Origin of the sequence: Streptomyces sp. AM8-1-1 (assembly GCF_032229325.1) — a bacterium.
In the GTDB taxonomy this organism is placed as follows: domain Bacteria; phylum Actinomycetota; class Actinomycetes; order Streptomycetales; family Streptomycetaceae; genus Streptomyces; species Streptomyces achmelvichensis.
The window spans coordinates 1,335,934-1,355,938 of the sequence record NZ_CP135086.1; the positions used below are offsets into that span (position 1 = coordinate 1,335,934).

Below are 20,005 nucleotides of genomic sequence, written 5' to 3' on the forward strand. Positions count from 1 at the left end.
TGAGCCCGAGGCCCAGGGCGAGTGCGGTCAGCGCGGCTGCCGTGCGCGTGTTCCTCACCGGGAGGCCCCCCGACGCTTGTCCGGGGTGCCGTAGACGGTGCCGACGGGCGGCAGAGGCAGACCGGGCAGGGCCTTCTGCCGGTTCGGCGCCACGGGAACCAGGCCGGCCAGTGGATGCGTACCGTCGGGGTTGACGAGATCGCCGCCGAAGCTGAGTTCGTTGATGTCGGCGCGGCCGTTGATGGTGCGGTGGACCGGGTCGTACGCGGCCATCAGATTGCCGGCGGCGAGGGGGGCGGTGTCCATCGCCTCGGCGAGTGAGGCGCGCTGATCGACCAGGGTCCGGGTCAGCGGTACGAGGGCGTCGACGTTCTTCTGGAGCCCGGCGCGGTTCTCCTTGATGAAGCCCTTCACCACGCCGAGCGCCTTGCCGAGCTCCTTGAGCGCGGCCGACAGGTTCTCCTTGTCGTCCGCCAGGAAGCCGGTGACGTTGGCGAGTTGCTGTTCGGCCTTGGCCACCGTGCCGTCGTTCTTCTTGAGCATGGCGGTGAAGGACTGGAGGTGTTCCAGGGTGCCGAAGAGGTCGCCGCTGCTTCTGTCGAGCGTGCGTGCCGCTTTGCCGAACTGTGCGACGGAGTCGCCTATCGCCTTTCCGTTGCCGTCGAGGTTGGCGGCGCCCGTGTCGAAGAGACGCGCGAGCGCGCCGTCCGCGTTCGCGCCCTTGGGCCCGAGTGCGGTGCTGAGTTCGGTGATCGACGCGTAGAGCTGGTCGACCTCCAGTGGCATGGCGTTGCGTTCCGCGGGCAGGACCGCTCCGTCCTCGAGCCGTGCGCCGCCGCGGTAGGCGGGGGCCAGCTGGATGTAGCGGTCGGCGACGACGCTGGGGGCCACGACGACGGCGTGCGCGTCCGCGGGGACCTCGACGTCGCGGTCGAGCAGCAGGGTGACCCGCACCTGGTCCCCCATCGGTTTCACCGTATCGACCGTGCCGACCTTGACACCGAGGACCCGCAGGTCGGAGCCCTCGTACACACCGGTGGCGCGGCTGAAGTAGGCGGTGACGCGGGTGGATTCGGCTTCCTTCAGCGCCATCGCCCCGGAAGCTCCCGCGACGGCGATCACCGCGAGCCCGGCAGTGATCCCGATGATCCGGCGGAGGTTCATGAGGCACCGCCTGAGGGCTTGGGCGGCATGCATCCGGTCGTGGGAGGCGTGCCGGGAGGCAGATAGGTCCGCGGGACGAGTCCGCAGAGGTAGTTGTCGAACCAGCGCCCGCTGCCGAGGGTGTTGCCGACGAGCCGGTAGTACGGTCCGGCGAGCGCCAGGGTCCGGTCGAGGCTCGTGCGGTTCTTCAGGAGCACCCCGGTGACCTTGCTCAACGCGGCCAGGGTGGGGGCCAGTTGCTGACGGTTGTCCGCGACCAGCCCGGAGAGCTGTTTCCCGAGGTTCTTGGTGCCGGTGAGCAGCAGATGGATGGCGTCGCGCCGGGCCTGGATCTCACCGAGCAGCAGACTGCCGTCCTCCAGCAGGATCTCGAAGCTGCTCTTCTTGCCGTCCAGGGTGCGCGAGAGCTGTCTGCTGCTCTTGAGGAGCGCGGCGAGCTGGGCGTCGCGCTGGGAGACGGAGCGGGAGAGTGCGGAGAGCCCGGTCGCGGCCGTGCGCACGTTCGGCGGGGAGTTCTTGAAGGTCGCGGAGATCGTCTCGAAGCTCTTGGCGAGCTGCGCGGTGTCGATCTTCCCGATGGTCTCGCCCAGTCCGTTGAAGGCCTGGGTCACGTCGTACGGGGAGGTGGTGCGGCTCGCGGGGATGCGCTCGGACGCTCTCTGGCCGGTGGTGCCGAGTGGGTCGACGGCCAGGTACTTCTGCCCGAGCAGCGTCTTGATGGCGATGGCGACCGTGCTGGAGTTGCCGATCCAGGCGTCCTCGACCCGGAAGCGGACGGCCACCCTGTCGCCGTCCAGACCGACGGAGGTGACCTCGCCGACCTTCACCCCCGCGATGCGTACCTCGTCGCCGTCCGTGAGTCCGGCGGCCTCGGTGAACTCCGCCGTATAGGTGGTGCCGCCGCCGACGAGGGGCAGGGAGTCGGCACGGAACGCCGCGAACCCGAGCAGCGCGAGGACGAGGAGTCCGACGAGGCCGACGGCGACCGGGTTGCGTTCCCTGATGGGCTTGATACGGCCCGGCATGGTCATCCTCATCCCTGGCACCTCGGTTCGCTGATCCCGATGCCCGTGGGCGGTGTGCTGCCGTCCGACGTGGTGACGCCGCTGACCTTCGCCTCGCAGAGATAGAGGTTGAGCCAGGACCCGTACGAGGCGAGCCGGGTGAGGGCCTGCATCTTGGCGGGCGTCTTCCGCAGGAAATTCTCGATGGCGGGGCTGTTGTCGCCCAACTGCCGGGAGAGACGGCCGAGTTCCCGGATGTCGTTCTTGAGCGGCGCACGGCCGTCCGTCAGCAGGTCCGCGGTGACGGTGGTGAGCCCGCCCATGGCGGCCACGGCCTCGCCGAGGGGCTTGCGGTCGCCGGAGAATCCGCTGACCAGTCGCTGGAGGGTGTCGACGAGCTGGTCGAAGCCCGCCTCGCGGTCGTTGACGGTCTTCAGCACGATGTTGAGGTTCTTGATGACCTGGCCGATGACCTGGTCCTTGCCGGCGACGGTCGTCGTCAGGGAACCGACGTGCTTCACCAGACTGTCGACGGTGCCCCCGTCGCCCTGGAGGACGGTCACGATCGAGGAGGCCAGGTCGTTGATCTCGTTCGGTGACAGACCTTCGAAGAGCGGCTGGAAGCCGTTGAAGAGCTGGGTGAGGTCGAGCGCGGGCGTGGTGCGCTTCAGGGGAATGGTGTCGCCGGCCGCCAGGTACTGCCCGACGGGGCCCGCGCCCTGGTCGAGGTCGATGTAGCGCTGCCCGACCATGTTGAGGTATTTGACCGAGGCGGTCACCGAGACGGGCAGCTTGCGCCCTTCGCGGACGCTGAAGGAGACCTCGGCCTCGCGGCGGTCGGCGACCCTGACGGACTCGACCTGGCCCACCTTCACCCCGGCGATCCGTACGCTGTCGCCCGCGATCAGTCCGGTGACATCGGTGAACCGTGCCTTGTACGGGGCCGTGTCGCCGACCCCGGTGTTGGCGATGCTGACGGCCAGGACGGTGGTGGCCAGCACGGTGACCACGATGAAGACGACCGACTTCACCAGCGGCCCGGCGATGCTGCGGCGCTTCACTTGAGCGTCACCTCCGTGCCGCGGTAGACGGGCCCGGTCAGGACGCTGCTCCAGTCGGGCAGTTCCCGCGGCGCCTTCTTCAGTTCGGGGGCCATCAGTTCGTTGACGAGCTCGTTCTCCTGGGGCGAGTTGGGCAGGCCGAGGCTCGGTGCGGCCGCTTCCGCCGCGGCGGGCGCCGGTGTGCCGTTGTAGGGCACGGCGTAGCAGTGCGGTCCGTCGCCTCCGTCGTAGACGGGTGTGTCCTTGCCGGGCACGTACTTCCCGAGGGAGGGCACCGTGGTCAGATCGACATGGAGTCCGGGCCGGTCGGTGCCCTTCCCCAGTGCCTTGTCCATGGCGGGCACGAAGCCGGCGAGGGTGCGCAGGGTGCAGGGGAACGACGGCGAGTAGCGGGCGAGCAGCTCCAGCGTCGGGCGGCTCACCGCGGCGAGCCGGATGAGGTTCTCCTTGTTGTGGCGCAGGAAGGTGGTGAGGTCCTGCGCGGTGGTGGTGGTCGAGCCGTAGAGGCGGGCGAGTTCGGCCTGCTGCCCGGCGATGGTGCCCGTGGTGGTGGTGAAGTCGGTGAGCGCCTTCAGGACGTCCGGGGCGGCGTCCGCGTACAGGTGACTGACCTTGACGAGGTGCGCGATGTCCCGGTTGAGGACGGGCAGTTGCGGGTTGAGCTTCTTGAGGTGCGCGTCCAGGGTGACCAGGGTGCGGCCGAGCTGGTCACCGCGGCCCTCCAGCGCCTGCGAGACGGCGGTCAGGGTCGCGGAGAGTTTCTGCGGCTGCACCGCGGTGAGCAGCGGCAGCACATGGTCGAGCACCTGCTCCAGCTCGATGGCGTTGCTGGAGCGGTCCTGAGTGATGGTGTCGCCGGCCCGGAGCGTGCGGGACGAGGCATTGCGGGCGGGCGGTACGAGGGCGACGAAGCGCTCGCCGAAGAGGGTGGTCGGGAGCATCTGCACGGTGACATCGGCGGGGATGCTGCTGAGCCGGCCGGGGTCGATGGCGAGGGTGAGACGGGCGCCTCTGCCGTCGGCGCGGATGTCACGCACCTCGCCGACGACGACGCCGCGGAGCTTCACCTCGGCGTTGTCGTGCATCTCGTTGCCGACGGAGCCGGCGAGGACGGTGATCGTGGCGTCGTCGGTGAACTTCTTGTCGTACACGGCGACCGACAGCCACACCAGGAGGGCGGGCACCAGCAGGAAGACCACTCCGGCAAGCCTTCGGCGTAAGACGGTTGTGTTCATCCCGCCACCTTCACCGTCGTCGTCGCGCCCCAGATGGCGAGCGAGAGGAAGAAGTCGGTGACGCTGATCAGGACGATCGCGTTGCGTACGGAGCGGCCGACGGCGATGCCCACTCCGGCCGGTCCGCCTTCGGCGCGGAAGCCGTAGTAGCAGTGGGCGAGAATCACCATCACGCTGAAGATCAGCACCTTGAGGATGGAGAGCAGGACGTCGTCCGGGGAGAGGAAGAGCCGGAAGTAGTGGTCGTAGGTGCCCGCGGACTGGCCGTTGAAGACGACGGTGATCCACCGGGAGGCGAAGTAGGACGACAGCAGCCCGATCGCGTACAGCGGGATGATCGCGACGACACCCGCGATGATGCGGGTGGTCACGAGATAGGGCATGGAGCGCACGCCCATGGCCTCCAGGGCGTCGACCTCCTCGTTGATGCGCATCGCGCCGAGCTGGGCGGTGAACCCGGCGCCGACGGTGGCGGAGAGGGCGAGGCCGGCGACGAGCGGGGCGATCTCCCGGGTGTTGAAGTACGCGGAGACGAAGCCGGTGAAGGCGGAGGTGCCGATCTGGTTGAGCGCCGCGTATCCCTGGAGGCCGACGACGGTGCCGGTGAACAGAGTCATCGCGATCATCACGCCGATGGTCCCGCCGACGACTCCGAGGCCGCCGCTCCCGAACGCGACCTCCGCCAGCAGGCGTTGCACCTCCTTGAGATAGCGGCGCAGGGTTCTCGGGATCCAGACCAGGGCCCGTACGTAGAAGGTGAGCTGGTCTCCGGCCCGGTCGAGGCGGCTGAGCACGGCCATCGGATCAGCCCCCCTTCGCGGGGACGATCTGCAGATAGACCGCCGTGAGGACCATGTTCACGAAGAACAGCAGCATGAAGGTGATGACCACGGACTGGTTGACCGCGTCGCCCACCCCCTTGGGGCCGCCGCGTGGATTGAGCCCGCGGTGGGCTGCGACGATGCCCGCGATGAAGCCGAAGACGAGCGCCTTGAACTCGCTGATGTAGAGGTCGGGCAGCTGGGCGAGTGCGGAGAAGCTCGCGAGATACGCGCCGGGGGTGCCGCCCTGCATGATCACGTTGAAGAAGTAACCGCCGAGTGTGCCGACGACGGAGACCATGCCGTTGAGCAGGACGGCGACGAACATGGTGGCCAGCACCCTCGGCACGACGAGGCGCTGGATGGGCGACACGCCCATGACCTCCATCGCGTCGAGCTCCTCGCGGATCTTGCGGGAGCCGAGGTCCGCACAGATGGCGGAGCCGCCGGCGCCGGCGATCAGCAGCGCGACGATGAGCGGACTGGCCTGCTGGATGACGGCGAGGACGCTCGCGCCGCCGGTGAACGACTGCGCGCCGAGCTGCTGGGTGAGCGAGCCGACCTGGAGGGCGATGACCGCGCCGAACGGGATCGAGACGAGTGCGGCGGGCAGGATGGTGACGCCCGCGATGAACCAGAACTGCTCGATGAACTCCCGTACCTGGAAGGGACGGCGGAAGATCGCCCGGGCGACGGCGAGCGCGAGCGCGAAGAGCCTGCCGGTCTCACGCAGCGGTGCGAGCGCCTTCAGCGGGGGTCGCGGGGTCGGCGGGCCCGGCGGCGCGGCGGGCCTGACCGGCAGCTGGGCGGTCACCTGGGCACCCCGCCGCCGGCCGGGGCGTAGCTGCGCGCGATCGCGGTCCGAGCGGCTTCGGGCAGCCGGTCCATCATCGCCAGCACGCGTTCTCTGCGGCGCTGGACGGCACGGCGCTCGGGCAGCCCCGGTGACGGCTCCAGCTGGGGTACGAGCGGGCGCGGCCCCGCCGCGGCGCTGCCGAGGGTGCGCTGCTCCATCGCCAGTGTCGCGGCGTCCTTCTCCTCGGACATCCCGATCGGGCCTTCGCGGCGGCCGCTGAGGAACTGCGCGACGACGGGTTCCTCGCTGGTGAGCAGCACTTCCCGCGGGCCGAAGGTGACGAGATTGCGCCGGAACAGCATCCCCATGTTGTCGGGGACGGTGGCGGCGATGTCGAGATTGTGGGTGACGATCAGCATGGTCGCGTCGATCTGGGCGTTGAGATCGATCAGCAACTGGGAGAGATAGGCGGTGCGCACGGGATCGAGTCCGGAGTCGGGTTCGTCGCAGAGAATGATCTGCGGGTCGAGAACGAGCGCGCGGGCGAGCCCGGCGCGTTTGCGCATTCCGCCGGATATCTCGCCGGGCAGCTTTTCCTCCGCCCCGACGAGGCCCACCATGTCCATCCGCTCCATGACGATGCGGCGGATCTCGGACTCCTTTTTGCGGGTGTGTTCACGCAAGGGAAAGGCGATGTTGTCGAAGAGGGACATCGAACCGAAGAGTGCGCCGTCCTGGAACATCAGGCCGAACAATTTGCGGGTCTCGTAGATGTCCCTTTCGGAACTGTTCACCATGTCCACGCCGTTGATGAGGACCCGTCCGCGCTCGGGCTTGAGAAGCCCGATGATCGACTTGAGGAACACGGTTTTCCCCGTGCCGGAAGGCCCCAGCATGACGCTGACTTCGCCGGCCGGCAGAGTGAGCGTGACGTCCTGCCAGATGTTCTGTTTGCCGAAGGACTTCGTCAGCCCGTCGACCACCACTTCGATTCCCATCTCACCTCCTGCGTGTGCTCACTACGTGACAGGGGTGCGCCGAGGGCGCACGTTAAGTTGACCTGTGGCGCGAGGACAAGTGCCTGAACGGTCTCGTGATCGGTGAATTGCCGGGGTGCTGAATTGTTTGTCATGCGGTGACAAGTTCCTGCCGCCGCGTTGTGGAGTTCTGCGCAGCCATCGCCCGCTTCCGCAGTCGCAGTCGCAGTCGCAGTCGCAGTCGATGGTGGCCTCGCGGCCCAGGGGGGCCGGAGCCGCGAGGCCGGTCCATTCGGGAAAGCCGTCGCTCAGGGAAGAACGGCGGAGTGCCAGTGCCGCGACAGCACCTTGCCGGCGTCCGGCTTCACGGTGCCCGGTGCCGTGAGACCGCCGCTGTAGGTGGAGGCGTTGTCGAGCGTCAGGCGGTTGTTGCCGGACGGCGAGGGAAGCCCCGTCTTCAGGTCGATGGCTCCGTTGAGGATGCCGAACAGGCCGCATCCGTTGGCCTTCGGTACGGAGAAGGCAGTGTCCCCCTGACTGTTGCCGGTGAGGGCGAACCGCAGCATCGCGCCTGCCGTGTTGGGCGTTCCACCTGCGTCGAAGCGCTGTACGGCGACGGCGGGTGCGGTCGTGTTCTGCGGCCGCAGCACGATGGGGTCGGCGGCGGAGCCGATGTAGCACTGCGAGCCCAGGAACGGGTTCTGAAGCCGTATCCGTACCGGCAGCTTCACGATGGGCTTGCCGGTGGTCAGACCCGAGGTGAGGCTGAACTCCGTGGGTGTGCCCGCCGATTCCACGGTGGCGGTGACCTTGTTGAGGGTGCTCTCGGTGAGCTGCCGGCAGATCTCGCTGACGACCGGGATGTCGCTCGGACACATCAGGCCGAGCAGTCCACCGGGGATGGCCGTCGGTGATCCGACGAGAGCGCCGCCGGCGGGCGGCACGACGGTGAAGGTGCCGGTCGCCGTCTGCTGCACCACCCCGAACTGGAGGTCGTTGGGGCCGGTCGTCGCGGTCGTCTTGCCCAGCTTGATGGAGCCGCCCGGTGACTGCGAGGACACACAGGTGGCGACCGTGGCCTGGCCGTCGGCGGCGAGCATCGCGGGGTCGTCGACCGGGCACCGGGTGAACGGCGCCCAGTGGCCGTTGAGTTGTACGGGAGCGGATGCCGTCACCGGCGGCTGCTCGCTCACGGGCTCGGCCGCGCTCGCGGGCCCCGCGGTCAAGGGTACCGCCGCCACGAGGAGGGCGGCGAGCGCGCCGCTCGCGGCGGTGCGCGCTCTGTCGGAGCTCAAGGAGACAGGTCTCATCTCTCCCTCAATCCTTTCCAGTTCTGGGGGAGTTGTGCTGCGGGGTGTGCTGTGTCAGAGGGTCAGCGCTCGGGCTTCGGCACCTTGACCGGCTGGTGGTCGGGGGTGCAGTAGCGCGCGTCGGGCCGGGGGTTGCCCGATGCGCAGGGGGCGGCCTGCACCTGTTTGAGGTAGTTGCCCGGCCCGGACACGGAGGAGGTGAAGAGGGCGTCGAGGTCCTCGTCCACTCCGCAGCCGCTGAACGGCGGGATGGTCATGGTGGAGGTGAGTACGCCTCCGGTGACGAGCTGATAGCCGTTGCCCGGCCCCTTCAGCACCCCGGTGAGCACCACATGGTCCTTGGTGTCCTGCGCGGGATCGGGGTCCGTCGAGTACAGGGAGCCGGTCGTCCGGCAGTCGGGGCCGACGTCCAGGGGGACGCCGTTGACCTTGACGTCGAACAGGCGGAGGCGGAGGGGAACCCTGATGTGTGTGAGACCGGAGGACTTGGCCAGCAGGATGTCCGAGTCGATGGTCATGGTGTCCAGTTGCGTGAGCTCCATCATGGCCGTCGTCGGCATGAACCCGTAGGTCAGGAAGGTGGCGGGGGCGGGCGGCATCTGGGGGCGGCCTTCGTGGTCCAGGACGCCGGTCGCGTGCTGGACCAGATGCAGCCCGTCGGGCTTGGGCACGATCTTCTTGGAGACGTCGATGAGCTGGGTGCAGGACAGGGGCACTTCGGATGCCGCCCGGAGCTTGGCGACGTTCGAGTAGCCCGTGATGTACGCGACCATCGCGAAGGGGTTGACGGTGTCGCCGACGCACGGGGGTGGTGCCGCGGGGGCGCTGTCGTCGTTCGGTGCGGGAGGTGCGATGCCGAGGTCGCGCGGTCCGTCCGGCCGGGGTGCTCCGGTGGTGGGGGCGGGTTGCTGCGTGGTGGGGGGCGGGGTGGAGGGGCTGTCGCCGTCGGTGATCTCGACCGTGGCGAGCAGCGTCTCCGCACTCTTGTCCGGGGTGCAGGTGAGCGGAACGACGGCCGGTTCGGTGGGGGTTCCGTCCGCCCGGCGCGGTGTGAGGTCGACGGTCAGCCGGCCCGCCGTGAAGGTGAGGCCGCCGGTGTCGCCGGCCGTGACGGTGGGGACGAGCCCGGACGTGCTGAGCGCCATCTCGCCGCTGTCCGGGACGGGAACGGGCTGCGCGGCCGTGCCCGCCCAGACCGCTTCGGCCGTGTGCTCGTCCTGGGCCACGGCGACGGTGAGCCGGCTCGCGCCGGTGACCTCGGCCGCCCGGAGGAGGGCCAGTTCGGCTCGGGTGGTCTCGGACAGGATCACCGTCGTGGAAACGCCCTCCGCCTGGACCGCCTCGCCCACCGCGTGCGCCTCGGGGAGGGTGGCGGCGATCCGTACCTGTATCCGTACGGCCTCCTGACCCGCCGGGGCCTCGCAGGTGTAGGCGAGTTCGGCGGCCACGGTCTGCTCACCGTCCGCGGCACCGGCCCCGGGGACCGTGCCGGCCACGAGGATCATGACGGCGACGGCCGCTCCCCGCACGGCCGTGCGTGAACGCGTTCCCGTCGTACGGCAGTTCCCGCTGCTGCGCAGCACCTGCATGCCTCCCTTCACGAAACCCGGTGGGCCCGCACGGCGGACGGTTCCCCGCCGCGCGGTCCCGGACGGCCGCGGACGTCTTGCGCTACTCGGTGCCCACGAGGGTGGGGTGTGCCGTGCCGCCCGCAGGCGTGACCACCGTGTAGTCGCCGTTGAAGGTGGGGTGGTCGCCGTCCTGGGCGATACCCGCGCAACCCGCACTGGCGTTGACGACCGTCAGCTGGCGGTCCGCATTGGAGACGGTCAGCACACCGGTGGAGTTGGTGTAGGTCGCGTTCACCTCGCCCGTGACGTCGAAGGTGCAGGTGAGCACCGTGAGAGAGGCGTTGATGCCGGTGAGGTAGCCGGTCGTGGTGCCGGTGGCCGCGTCGTAGTCGGTGGCCTGCAACTGCCAGGCGGGGCTGGTGTCGGCGACCGGCTCCACCGGACCCACGGGGCTGGTACAGGGGTCGGCCTCGCTGCCGAAGGCGGCACTGGCTATGTCTCCGACATGAGCCGGATTTCCGGTGGCGCTGAAGAGATTTCCGCCCGCGGTGGCGGCGGGACAGGTGAGGGGAATTCCGTTCAGGTCCAGAACCGTATTCGTCGACAGCGCCGAGAACGTCTCCGGAGAGTTCGGTCCGACGGTCCATGTCGTGGGTGCGGCAAGTGCCGGTGCGGTGGCGAGGGCAACGGCGGCTGTTGCCCCGACTGCGACTAACGCGGCCTTTCCGATCGGGTTTCGCACGGGTGGTTCCTCCGATTCGTCAGTGCGATGCATTGCTTGCGCAGGACGCGTTCCACAGCCGTGTGGGGGAAGGGCGGGACGCGACGTTGAACCCCGTTCAGTGGCGGTCGACAGGATTCAGCCAGGTACGATCTGTGACGATGCCAGACGTTACTTGCGGGAAACATCGCGCACAATCCCGCCGGTCAAGATTCTCTCGGCGAGCATTTTTCCTCGTCCCGGGGTACGCAATTCGCGCGCACCGCTTGTCATTCGGTGCGCAATTCCCGGGTGCGCACCCGGCCGACCTCCGGGGACTGCCGACGCAAGCTGTCACCTCGGGACAGAGGGCCGCATACCGGCGGAGAACCCGCGCTCGCAGCGCCGCGCGGAAGAGCCGGCCCACCGTACGGCACGGCCGTCACCGTCCGTCAGCCGCCGCATCCCCCGGGACTATCGGGCCGCAATGGCCGGAACTTTGCTGTGCCTTCACCGGAATCGGAAGCCCTTTTACGTCGTCCGGCGGCATTCCGAGCCACTCGATCACCGCCGACAGAGAGCGTTTTCTGGCCCAAGGAAACTCGTTCTGTCCCAAGTGGTGTTCAGCCCTCCGGGGTTGGTCTATCTTCGGCAAGCCGCAGTCGATGAGCGCGAGCTGCTTCCATGGCGAGCGCTTGCATCGAAACCCGACCCCCACCGGGACCGGAAAGCGAGGGGAAGCAGCCATGCCGGGAGCTGTGAATCCGTCGGACACCGGAGAGTCGCTGGGTCCGCTGCCGCAGGAGTTCGCGGCCATCATCCGGCCCGAACTGCCCAGCCTCATCAAAGAGATCGGCATCGAGGTCACCCGCGCCTATCCCGAGTACGCGCGGCTGCTGAACGGTCCGTACGGCCAGGGCATCCGGGTCGGCGTCGAGCAGAGCATCCTGGTCTTCGTCGACCAGGTCGCCGAACCGTCCGCGCCCTCCGCCCTGCGGGACGAGATGTGCCGCAGGTTCGGGCGCTACGAGGCGTACGAGGGCCGCAGCCTCGACGCGCTCCAGGGCGCGTACCGGCTCGGGGCACGCATCGCGCTGCGGCGGGCGAAGAAGGTCGGCCGGAGCTACAACCTCTCCCCCACGATGATGCTGACCTTCGCCGACGCGCTGTTCGCCTATGTCGACGAGCTCGAAGCGCTGTCCCGCGAGGGCTACCTGGAGGTGCAGTCGCGGTCCGGGGAGCAGAACGAGATCCTGCGCCGGCGGCTGCTGCATCTGCTGCTCGCCGGGCCGCCCGTCCCCCGTGCCGCCATCGCGGAGCTGTCCGAGCAGACCGCCTGGCCGCTGCCCGAGTACGTCACGCTGGTCGCCCTGCGCTCCCCCGCGGTCCTGGAGCGGGCGGACATGGACAACGATGTCCTCGCCGATCTCAGCGATCCGCATCCGCACTTACTGATCCCGGGGCCCGTCGACGCCGCGCGAAGACGCATGCTGGACGGCGCCCTGTTCGGCAACCGCGCGGCCGTCGGCCTCACCGTCCCGGCCGCCGACGCACATGACTCGATCCGGTGGGCCCGGCGCACCCTGGAACTCGTCGACGCGGGCATCGTCGAGGACGGCCCGCTGGCCTTCGCCGCCGACCACCTCGTGCCCCTGTGGCTGCTGTCCGACCCCGGGCTGCTCGACCAGCTCGCCCAGCGTGAACTCTCACCGCTCGCCGAGCTCACACCGTCTCGGCGCGACCGGCTCGTGGACACCCTGCGGATCTGGCTCGACACGCGTGGCACGGCGGCCCAGATGGGCGAGCGCCTCGACGTCCACCCCCAGACCGTCCGTTACCGCCTGCGCAGTCTGGAGTCGATACTCGGCGATCAACTCGTCGACGCCGAACGGCGGTTCGCCATCGAGGTCGTCCTGAGGGCACTGGCCCTGCGCTCACGGACCGAGGGTTCGCCGGGCAGGCCCCTGGCCGGCTGACGGCTGACGGCTTGCACCGGCGGCCGTCCCCGGCTTCCGGCTCCGCCTGCCCGCTACCGCCGCAGCACGGACTGAAGACCGCCGAGGAGATGGGCCCGGTGGTCGGGATCCGCGTACGCCTCGGGGCTGTGCCCCAGGGCGGTGTAGAACACCCGCGCCCCGGCGTGGGTGTGACACCACGCCAGCGGGTGGTCCCGGCCCATGCCGCCGCCCTCGTACGAGGCCTCGTCGGCCGAGGCGAGCACCCGCACCGCGCCCCGCGGGCTCACGTCGAAGTCGTACCACTCGTCCGTGAGGGGCCAGCGGCCGGGCAGATGCCGGGTCGCTGGGTGGTCGGCGTCCTCGACGACGACCGTCCCGGGCTGCAGCCTCGGATGGCGCACGAAACGGGCGCCGAGGAGCCCGCCGAAGAACGGCCACTCCTCCTCGGTGCAGGCGGCGGAATGCACCCCCATGAAGCCGCCGCCGGCCGCGCAGTAGGCCATCAGTCCTGAGCGGGCCTCGGGGGTGAGGACCTCGCCACTGGTGGAGAGGAAGACCACGGCGCCGTAGCCGTCGAGCGGACCGGCGAGGGCGCCGGCCTCCTCGGTGGCGTCGACGGCGAAGCCGTGCTCCTCGCCCAGGGCGGTGAAGGCCCGGATTCCGTCGGGTATGGACTCGTGCCGGTAGCCGGCGGTCCGCGTGAAGACCAGGATCCTCATGGACGGTATTCACTCATGGGACGCCGCCGTCACGCGTATCGGCCGCAGTCACGCGTATCACTCGTAGAGTGCCGCGATCTCCGCCGCGTAGTCGGCCGCGACCGCATGGCGCTTGATCTTCAGCGACGGGGTCAGCAGCCCGTTCTCCTCGGTGAACTCCCCCGGCACGATGCGGAACCGGCGGATCGACTCGGCCCGCGAGACCGCCTCGTTGGCGTGGTCGACGGCCCGCTGCACGTCGGCCAGGAGATCCGCGTCCTCGCAGAGTTCCGCGAGCGGTGTGTCCCGGGGCCGTTTGCGCACCGCGAGCCAGTGCTCGACCGCGTCCGGCTCCAGGGTCACCAGGGCCGCGACGTAGGGCCGGTTGTCGCCGACGACGATGCACTGGCCGACCGGCGGGCGGCTGCGCAGCCGGTCCTCCAGCACGGCGGGTGAGACGTTCTTGCCGCCGGAGGTGACGAGGATGTCCTTCTTGCGGCCGGTGATCGTCAGATAGCCGTCGTCGTCCAGGCGGCCGAGGTCCCCGGTGGCGAACCAGCCGTCGTCGAGCGCCTCGCCCGTGGCCACCGGGTTGTTCCAGTACGACCCGAAGACGATGCCTCCCTTGATCAGCACCTCTCCGTCGTCGGCGATACGGATCGCCGTCCCGGGCACCGGCCTGCCGACCGTGCCGGGACGCGGCGACAGCGGCGGGCTGATGGTGGCGGCCGCGGTGGTCTCCGTGAGGCCGTACCCCTCGTAGATCACGATGCCGGCGGCGTAGAAGAAGAGACTGAGCCGACGGTCGAGGGGCGAGCCGCCGCTGATGGCGTAGTGCAGTCTGCCACCGAGCTCCTTGCGGATGCGCCGGTAGACGAGCAGGTCGTAGAGCGCCCAGGCGGCGGTGAGCCGGATGCCCGGGCCCTTGCGGGAACGGGTGTCCGGGCCGGTGCGTGCGTCCGGGTCGGTGCCGGCTCCCGGCCCCTCACGGGTGCCGAGGTACCGGCCGAGGTGAGCCTCGGCGAAGCGGACGGCGATGCGGTCCGCCCGCTCGAAGGATGAGCCCCGGCCGATCTTCTCGGCGGTGGCGCGTCCGGTGTCGTGGATCTTCTCGAAGAGATAGGGGACGCCGACCACGAAGGTCGGCCGGAACCTCTGGAGCTCCGGGCGCAGTTCGTCGGGCTTGATGCTCGGACAGTGGCCGAGTTCGATCCGGGCGAGCAGACACGCGATCTGGATCGTCCGGCCGAGGATGTGGGCGAGCGGCAGGAAGAGCAGGGTGGAGGCGGCCTGTCCGGTGACCGCCTGGAAGACGGGGTGCAGCAGTTCCACCGTGTTGGCGGCCTCGGCGTGCAGATTGCCGTGGGTGAGGACGCACCCCTTGGGCCTGCCGGTGGTGCCGGAGGTGTAGCAGACGGTCGCGATCGAGTCGGGGGTGACGGCGGCCCGTCGCTCGGTCACCTCACCGTCGGGGAGATCGCTCCCGAGGGCGGTCAGCTCGTCGAGCGCTCCGGCGTCGATGCGCCAGATCCTCGGCGCCCGGGGCAGCCGGCTCGCGGCCGTGGCCACCGTCGCGGCGAGATCGTCGTTCTCCACGATCATGTGGGAGACGCCCGAGTCCTCGAGAATCCAGGCGATCTGGTCGGCGGACGAGGTGGCGTAGACGGGGACGCTCTGACCGCCGGCCGCCCAGACGGCGAAGTCGATCACGGTCCACTCGTAGCGGGTACGGGACATGATCGCGACCCGGCCGCCGGGCTCCAGCCCGGAAACGATCAACCCCTTCGCCACGGCGGTGACTTGGCGGGCGAAGCCGGCCGCGGTGACGGGCTGCCACTGTCCGTCGTCGCCCTTGCGTCGCAGGACCACCGATGCGGGTGCCTGCTCGGCGTTCGCGTAAGGTATGTCGCCGGTGCTGCCGGAGGCTGGGGGCCGGGCAAGCCGCGTGGTGCGCACTTCTCGTACGACACCGTCGCTCCTGATCAGCTCGACAGGAGCTCGGTCGGCGAGGTCGCCGCGCTGTTTCGCCTTCTTCAGATCCTTGCGCACGCCCATGGTCGGCTCCAGTTCGCGGCTCGCGGACGGTGAGTTGACGGGACTCAGCACTTACTCGGGAGTCAACTTACCCCCGCGTAACAAGAAATCAATCAGGCGGCCGGAAACGGTTGCCGCACAGAGACATCCCCGAAGACGAACACGGAAGCTCGTCCGGTACGTATGGAGGGGTGGGACGCCGACCACCGGCACCCGACCGAAGAAGAAGGACTACACACGTGACCGCGTCGCCCCTCATCCCCGTGCCGATCCCCGACCGCGTGGCCGCGTTGATCGGATCCTGCATGCCGATCGACATCCTGCAGGCCGAGGTCGACGCGGACTGTGCCGCGCGCGAGGCGAACCGGTTCCGGGGTCCTCTGTGCAACGAGGACCGGGCCGACCGCGAGCACGCCCTCTCCGCCCTCGCCCGGGCGAACAAGATCCTCGCCGCCTACAACCCGCGGCTGGTCATCGGCCCCGGCGGCGTGCACTGACCCCACCCTGCCCGGACGCACGACCCCTTCCGCACCCCACCGCCGACGGGCGGCCCCTTGCCGACGCCACGACCGCGCGGCTACCTTACTCCGAAGTAAGCTGACTCCGGAGTAAGGACGCGTTGTGGCGGAGAACATCGGCGACGAGCTCGCCGCACTCGACTTCTCGGCGGTCTCGCCCGAGGAGTTCGCGAGGATCGTCAAAGGGCTGTCCGGCAGAGAACTCGCCGATCTGATGCGAGGTGAGCTGCGCGGGCGTGTGCTCCGCGAGGTGTTCGGGCGCATGAAGCAGCAGTTCCGCCCGGAGAACGCGGGCTCCGTCGATGCGCTGATCCGCTGGAAGATCACCGGTGAGACCGAGGAGATCTTCGAGACCTCGATCACCGACGGCACCTGCACCGTCCACGAGGGCCGCTCGGAACAGGAGCCGCGCACCACGCTCGTCATGGGCGACGCCGAGTTCCTCAAGCTGGTTTCGGGCAACGGGAACCCGGTGACCATGTTCATGATGCGCAAGCTCAAGATCGCCGGGGACGTGGCACTGGCCGCGGGCCTCACCCGCTACTTCGACATCCCGAAGGCCTGACCATGTCCTTCTCCTTCCAGCTCACCGAAGAGCAGCGGGACCTGCGCGACTGGGTCCACGGATTCGCTGCCGATGTGGTCCGCCCCGCGGCGTCCGAATGGGACGAGCGCGAAGAGACCCCGTGGCCCGTCATCCAGGAGGCCGCCAAGATCGGCCTGTACGGATTCGAGTCGCTGGCCGACATGTACGGCGACCCCAGCGGGCTCTCCCTGCAGATCGCCAACGAGGAGCTGTTCTGGGGCGACGCCGGCATCGGTATGGCCCTCTTCGGCACCTCGCTCGCCGTCGCCGGCATCTTCTCCTCCGGCACACCCGACCAGCTCGCCGAGTGGGTCCCGCAGTGCTACGGCGACGAACAGGACCCCAAGGTCGCCGCCTTCTGCGTCTCCGAACCCGAGGCCGGTTCGGACGTCTCCGCGATGCGGACCCGGGCGCGCTACGACGAGGCCCGGGACGAGTGGACGCTGCAGGGCCAGAAGGCCTGGATCACCAACGGCGGCATCGCGAACGTCCATGTCGTCGTGGCCTCCGTCGAACCGGAGCTCGGCTCCCGCGGCCAGGCCGCCTTCATCGTCCCGCCCGGCACGCCCGGCCTGGAGGGCGCCCGCAAGATCAGGAAGCTGGGGCTGCGGGCCTCCCACACCGCCGATGTCTTCCTCGACGATGTCCGCGTCCCCGGCCACTGTCTGCTGGGCGGCCGGGAGAAGCTGGACGCGCGCCTCGCCCGGGCACGCGAGGGCACGACCGCCAAGTCCCAGGCGGCGATGGCCACGTTCGAGGTCAGCCGGCCCACGGTGGGCGCACAGGCCCTCGGCATCGCCCGCGCCGCGTACGAGTACGCGCTCGAGTACGCCGGGAACCGGGTGGCGTTCGGCCGTCCGATCATCGAGAACCAGTCCATCGCCTTCGCGCTGGCCGACATCCGTACCGAGATCGAGGCGGTACGGCTGCTGATCTGGCAGGCCGCCTGGATGGGTCGCAACGACCGCACCTTCGACGCGGCACAGGGCTCGATGTCCAAGCTCCGTGCGGGCGAACTGGCGGTGGCGGCGTCCGAGAAGGCGGTGCAGATCCTGGGCGGCGCGGGGTACAGCCGGGAGCACCCGGTGGAGCGGATGTACCGCGACAGCAAGATCTACACGATCTTCGAGGGGACGAGTGAGATCCAGCGTCTGGTGATCGCGAGGGCGATCTCGGGGCGTCAGATCCGCTGAGACCTGCGGGCGGCGGTCCACTGAAGCCCGCCGCGCCGAACCCGCCGGGCGTCAGATCCGCTGGGCAGCGGCCACCGGGGGTTCGGCCGCCGGCACGCCGCGGAACGCGCGGCGGTACGCGTGCGGGCTGGTGCCCACCTGCCGCTTGAACCGGTCGCGGAAGGCCGTCGGTGAGCCGAACCCGACCTGTGCCGCGATCCGGTCCACCGAGTGCGCCGTCGTCTCCAGCAGATACTGCGCCTGACGGACCCGGGCCCGGTGCAGCCACTGGAGCGGTGTGCTGGCGGTCTGCTCGCGGAAGCGGCGGTTCAGCGTGCGGGGGCTCATCCCTGCCCGGGCGGCGATCTCGGCGACCGTGAGTTCACGCCGCGCGTTCTCCTCCATCCAGCGCAGCACCGGCTCCAGCGCGGTGCCGTCGGGGCTCGGCGGTAGCTGATGCACGATGAACTGGGCCTGACCGCCCTCGCGTTCGAGCGGCATCACGGACAGCCGGGCCGCGTCGGCGGCGACCGCGGAACCGTGGTCGCGCCGGATCATGTGCAGACACAGGTCCAGGCCGGCGGCCGCGCCCGCGGAGGTGAGGAACTGGCCGTTGTCGACGTAGAGCACATCGGGGTCCACCTCGATCCGGGGGTGCAGCCGGGCGAGTGCGTCCGCGGCCAGCCAGTGGGTGGTGGCCCGCAGACCGTCGAGCAGGCCGGTGGCCGCCAGGACGAAGGCGCCCGCGCAGACCGAGGCGATACGGGTGCCGCGGGCGGCCGCCGCCCGCAGGGCCACGAGGACGTCCTCGGGCACCGGCACCGTCGGGTCGGCGCAGCCCGGCAGGATGATCGTGTCCGCCTCGGCGAGCGCTTCCAGGCCCCACGGCGCGCGCAGCGTGAACGCGCCCGCATCGATCTCCTCGGCAGGGGCGCAGACGCGGACCCGGTAGGCGGTCCGGCCGTCGGGCAGCCGGGTGCGGGTGAACACCTCGAGCGGGGTGGACAGGTCGAAGGCGATGACGCCGTCCAGGGCGAGTACGGCCACGGTGTGCATGGCGACAACTTAGGTGCTCCACGGGTTCCGGCCAAGCGGCCCCGGGCTGTTCCCCGTATCCGTGCGTACCGAATGCCCTGCTGGCGGGAATCCGTTGGACTGTGGCATTCACGCCACTGTCGATGCTCCGGCACGCTCCCTAGCGTCGTTCCGGGTCCCCGGACGGGTGCCCGGACACGAGAGACCACGAGAGACAAGGACTGGTGCCGATGTACGCCCAGATCGTCCTGTTCGACGGCTTCGACCCGTTGGACGTCATCGCCCCCTACGAAGTGCTCGGCGCCGGCGGCGCTGTTGCCGGCGGCGGCCTCACCGTCGAACTGGTCTCCGCGGAGGGCCCGCGCGATGTGCCGTCCGGCATGGGGTTGCTCTCGCTGCGGGCCGTGGCTGCGCTCGACCCCGGCCGCGCCGATCTGGTGGTCCTGCCGGGTGCCGCGGGGCGTATCTCCGACGACGGCGGCGAGGACACGGTCGCGGCGATCCTGGCCCGCAGCCTCGGCACCGGACTCGCTCCCCTGCTCAGGGCCGCGTGCGACCGGCCCGGTCCGACCATGGCCACGGTATGCGGCGGCTCCCTGCTCCTCGCCATGGCCGGGCTCATCGGCGACCGCCGGGCCACCACACATCACCTGGGCCTCGACGCGCTCGCCGAGGCCGGCGTGCACGCGATCGACGCACGGGTCGTCGACGACGGCGATCTGGTCAGCGGCGGCGGTGTCACCTCGGGACTCGATGTCGGTCTGTATCTCCTGGAGCGGGAGCTCGGGCCACGGGTGGCGCACGCGGTGGAGCAGCTCTTCCAGTACGAGCGGCGCGGCACCGTCTGGAGCGCCCGTGGCGGGCGACAGGGCGTCGCGGCGTGACCGAGTTCCTTCTCGCCGTCCATGTCCTGGCCGCGATCATCGCGATCGGTCCGGTGACGGTCGCCGCCAGCGCCTTCCCCGCCGCGGTCCGGCGCGCCGCCGCCGAGCCGGAGAGCGGGCAGACGGTGGGCGCCGTACGCAATCTGCACCGCATCTGCCGGGTCTACGCCCTGGTCGGGGTAGTCGTACCGGTCTTCGGTCTGGCCACCGCGAACAGTCTCCATGTCCTCGGTGACACCTGGCTGATCGTGTCCATCGTGCTCACCGTGGTGGCCGCCCTGGTCCTCGGACTGCTCGTCCTGCCGGGGCAGAGCGCCGTGCTGGACGACTTCGGCGCGCTCGCCGGCTCCCGGCTCGCGATGTACACGGGCATGTTCAATCTGCTCTGGGCGACCGTGACGGTCCTGATGATCGTGCGCCCGGGGTCGACCACGGGGGCCTGATCCGCTCCGCACCCGGCGACTCGTCCCGGGCGCGTCGG

Annotated in this window: 19 protein-coding genes; 6 read left to right on the forward strand and 13 right to left on the reverse strand. The window is 69.8% G+C overall.

The window, feature by feature from the left end; all coding sequences use genetic code 11:
• Positions 1 to 54 precede the first annotated feature (54 nt).
• From RPQ07_RS06030 to RPQ07_RS06075, 10 genes are all read right to left on the reverse strand, one after another.
• Positions 55 to 1,164 (reverse strand): MCE family protein, encoded by a 1,110-nt coding sequence (locus RPQ07_RS06030; RefSeq protein ID WP_313942983.1) that lies wholly within the window; start codon positions 1,162 to 1,164, stop codon positions 55 to 57.
• Positions 1,161 to 2,201 carry an MCE family protein gene (locus tag RPQ07_RS06035; RefSeq protein WP_313942984.1) on the reverse strand — a complete coding sequence of 347 codons (1,041 nt, stop codon included), beginning with the start codon at positions 2,199 to 2,201 and terminating at the stop codon, positions 1,161 to 1,163. Before RPQ07_RS06035 ends, RPQ07_RS06030 begins: the two co-directional genes overlap by 4 nt.
• Positions 2,198 to 3,229 carry an MCE family protein gene (locus tag RPQ07_RS06040; RefSeq protein ID WP_313942985.1) on the reverse strand — a complete coding sequence of 344 codons (1,032 nt, stop codon included), beginning with the start codon at positions 3,227 to 3,229 and terminating at the stop codon, positions 2,198 to 2,200. Before RPQ07_RS06040 ends, RPQ07_RS06035 begins: the two co-directional genes overlap by 4 nt.
• On the reverse strand, positions 3,226 to 4,464 hold the full coding sequence (locus tag RPQ07_RS06045; RefSeq protein WP_313942986.1) for an MCE family protein: 1,239 nt from the start codon (positions 4,462 to 4,464) through the stop codon (positions 3,226 to 3,228). The genes RPQ07_RS06040 and RPQ07_RS06045 overlap by 4 nt, the downstream gene beginning before the upstream one ends.
• The gene (locus RPQ07_RS06050; RefSeq protein ID WP_313942988.1) at positions 4,461 to 5,264 is read right to left on the reverse strand and encodes an ABC transporter permease; all 804 of its coding nucleotides are present in this window, start codon (positions 5,262 to 5,264) and stop codon (positions 4,461 to 4,463) included. Before RPQ07_RS06050 ends, RPQ07_RS06045 begins: the two co-directional genes overlap by 4 nt.
• Before the next feature lie 4 nt (positions 5,265 to 5,268).
• The gene (locus RPQ07_RS06055; RefSeq protein WP_413777704.1) at positions 5,269 to 6,099 is read right to left on the reverse strand and encodes an MlaE family ABC transporter permease; all 831 of its coding nucleotides are present in this window, start codon (positions 6,097 to 6,099) and stop codon (positions 5,269 to 5,271) included.
• Positions 6,096 to 7,079, reverse strand: a complete 984-nt coding sequence (locus RPQ07_RS06060) for an ABC transporter ATP-binding protein (protein ID WP_313942989.1) — start codon at positions 7,077 to 7,079, stop codon at positions 6,096 to 6,098. Before RPQ07_RS06060 ends, RPQ07_RS06055 begins: the two co-directional genes overlap by 4 nt.
• Positions 7,080 to 7,366: 287 nt before the next feature.
• Positions 7,367 to 8,368, reverse strand: coding sequence for a hypothetical protein (locus RPQ07_RS06065; protein WP_391838057.1), 1,002 nt, complete (start codon positions 8,366 to 8,368; stop codon positions 7,367 to 7,369).
• A 62-nt stretch (positions 8,369 to 8,430) separates the two neighbouring features.
• Entirely contained in the window at positions 8,431 to 9,957 is a 1,527-nt protein-coding gene (locus tag RPQ07_RS06070; RefSeq protein ID WP_313942991.1) for a DUF6801 domain-containing protein, read from the reverse strand.
• Between the two features lie 82 nt (positions 9,958 to 10,039).
• The gene (locus tag RPQ07_RS06075; RefSeq protein WP_313942992.1) at positions 10,040 to 10,681 is read right to left on the reverse strand and encodes a hypothetical protein; all 642 of its coding nucleotides are present in this window, start codon (positions 10,679 to 10,681) and stop codon (positions 10,040 to 10,042) included.
• Between the two features lie 704 nt (positions 10,682 to 11,385).
• Here RPQ07_RS06075 and RPQ07_RS06080 point away from each other — a divergent pair.
• Positions 11,386 to 12,615 (forward strand): helix-turn-helix domain-containing protein, encoded by a 1,230-nt coding sequence (locus tag RPQ07_RS06080; RefSeq protein ID WP_313942993.1) that lies wholly within the window; start codon positions 11,386 to 11,388, stop codon positions 12,613 to 12,615.
• 53 nt (positions 12,616 to 12,668) lie between these two features.
• Here the strand turns inward: RPQ07_RS06080 and RPQ07_RS06085 are convergent, their stop codons facing one another.
• A complete protein-coding gene (locus tag RPQ07_RS06085) occupies positions 12,669 to 13,316 on the reverse strand; it encodes a ThuA domain-containing protein (protein ID WP_313942994.1) in 648 nt (215 codons plus the stop codon).
• 57 nt (positions 13,317 to 13,373) lie between these two features.
• The gene (locus tag RPQ07_RS06090; RefSeq protein ID WP_313948802.1) at positions 13,374 to 15,350 is read right to left on the reverse strand and encodes an AMP-dependent synthetase/ligase; all 1,977 of its coding nucleotides are present in this window, start codon (positions 15,348 to 15,350) and stop codon (positions 13,374 to 13,376) included.
• 218 nt (positions 15,351 to 15,568) lie between these two features.
• Here RPQ07_RS06090 and RPQ07_RS06095 point away from each other — a divergent pair, with 218 nt between their 5' ends.
• From RPQ07_RS06095 to RPQ07_RS06105, 3 genes are all read left to right on the forward strand, one after another.
• Positions 15,569 to 15,826: a hypothetical protein gene (locus tag RPQ07_RS06095; RefSeq protein WP_313942995.1), complete on the forward strand. Its 258-nt coding sequence runs from the start codon at positions 15,569 to 15,571 to the stop codon at positions 15,824 to 15,826.
• A gap of 124 nt (positions 15,827 to 15,950) precedes the next feature.
• Positions 15,951 to 16,412: an SCP2 sterol-binding domain-containing protein gene (locus RPQ07_RS06100; protein ID WP_313942996.1), complete on the forward strand. Its 462-nt coding sequence runs from the start codon at positions 15,951 to 15,953 to the stop codon at positions 16,410 to 16,412.
• A 2-nt stretch (positions 16,413 to 16,414) separates the two neighbouring features.
• Positions 16,415 to 17,626, forward strand: coding sequence for an acyl-CoA dehydrogenase family protein (locus RPQ07_RS06105; RefSeq protein ID WP_313942997.1), 1,212 nt, complete (start codon positions 16,415 to 16,417; stop codon positions 17,624 to 17,626).
• Between the two features lie 51 nt (positions 17,627 to 17,677).
• Here RPQ07_RS06105 and RPQ07_RS06110 read toward each other — a convergent pair whose 3' ends face one another.
• A complete protein-coding gene (locus tag RPQ07_RS06110; protein WP_313942998.1) occupies positions 17,678 to 18,661 on the reverse strand; it encodes a GlxA family transcriptional regulator in 984 nt (327 codons plus the stop codon).
• 209 nt (positions 18,662 to 18,870) lie between these two features.
• Between RPQ07_RS06110 and RPQ07_RS06115 the strand changes: the two genes are divergently transcribed.
• Both RPQ07_RS06115 and RPQ07_RS06120 read left to right on the forward strand, forming a co-directional pair.
• The gene (locus RPQ07_RS06115) at positions 18,871 to 19,524 is read left to right on the forward strand and encodes a DJ-1/PfpI family protein (protein WP_313942999.1); all 654 of its coding nucleotides are present in this window, start codon (positions 18,871 to 18,873) and stop codon (positions 19,522 to 19,524) included.
• Positions 19,521 to 19,967 (forward strand): hypothetical protein, encoded by a 447-nt coding sequence (locus tag RPQ07_RS06120; RefSeq protein WP_313943000.1) that lies wholly within the window; start codon positions 19,521 to 19,523, stop codon positions 19,965 to 19,967. The genes RPQ07_RS06115 and RPQ07_RS06120 overlap by 4 nt, the downstream gene beginning before the upstream one ends.
• Positions 19,968 to 20,005: the final 38 nt, after the last annotated feature.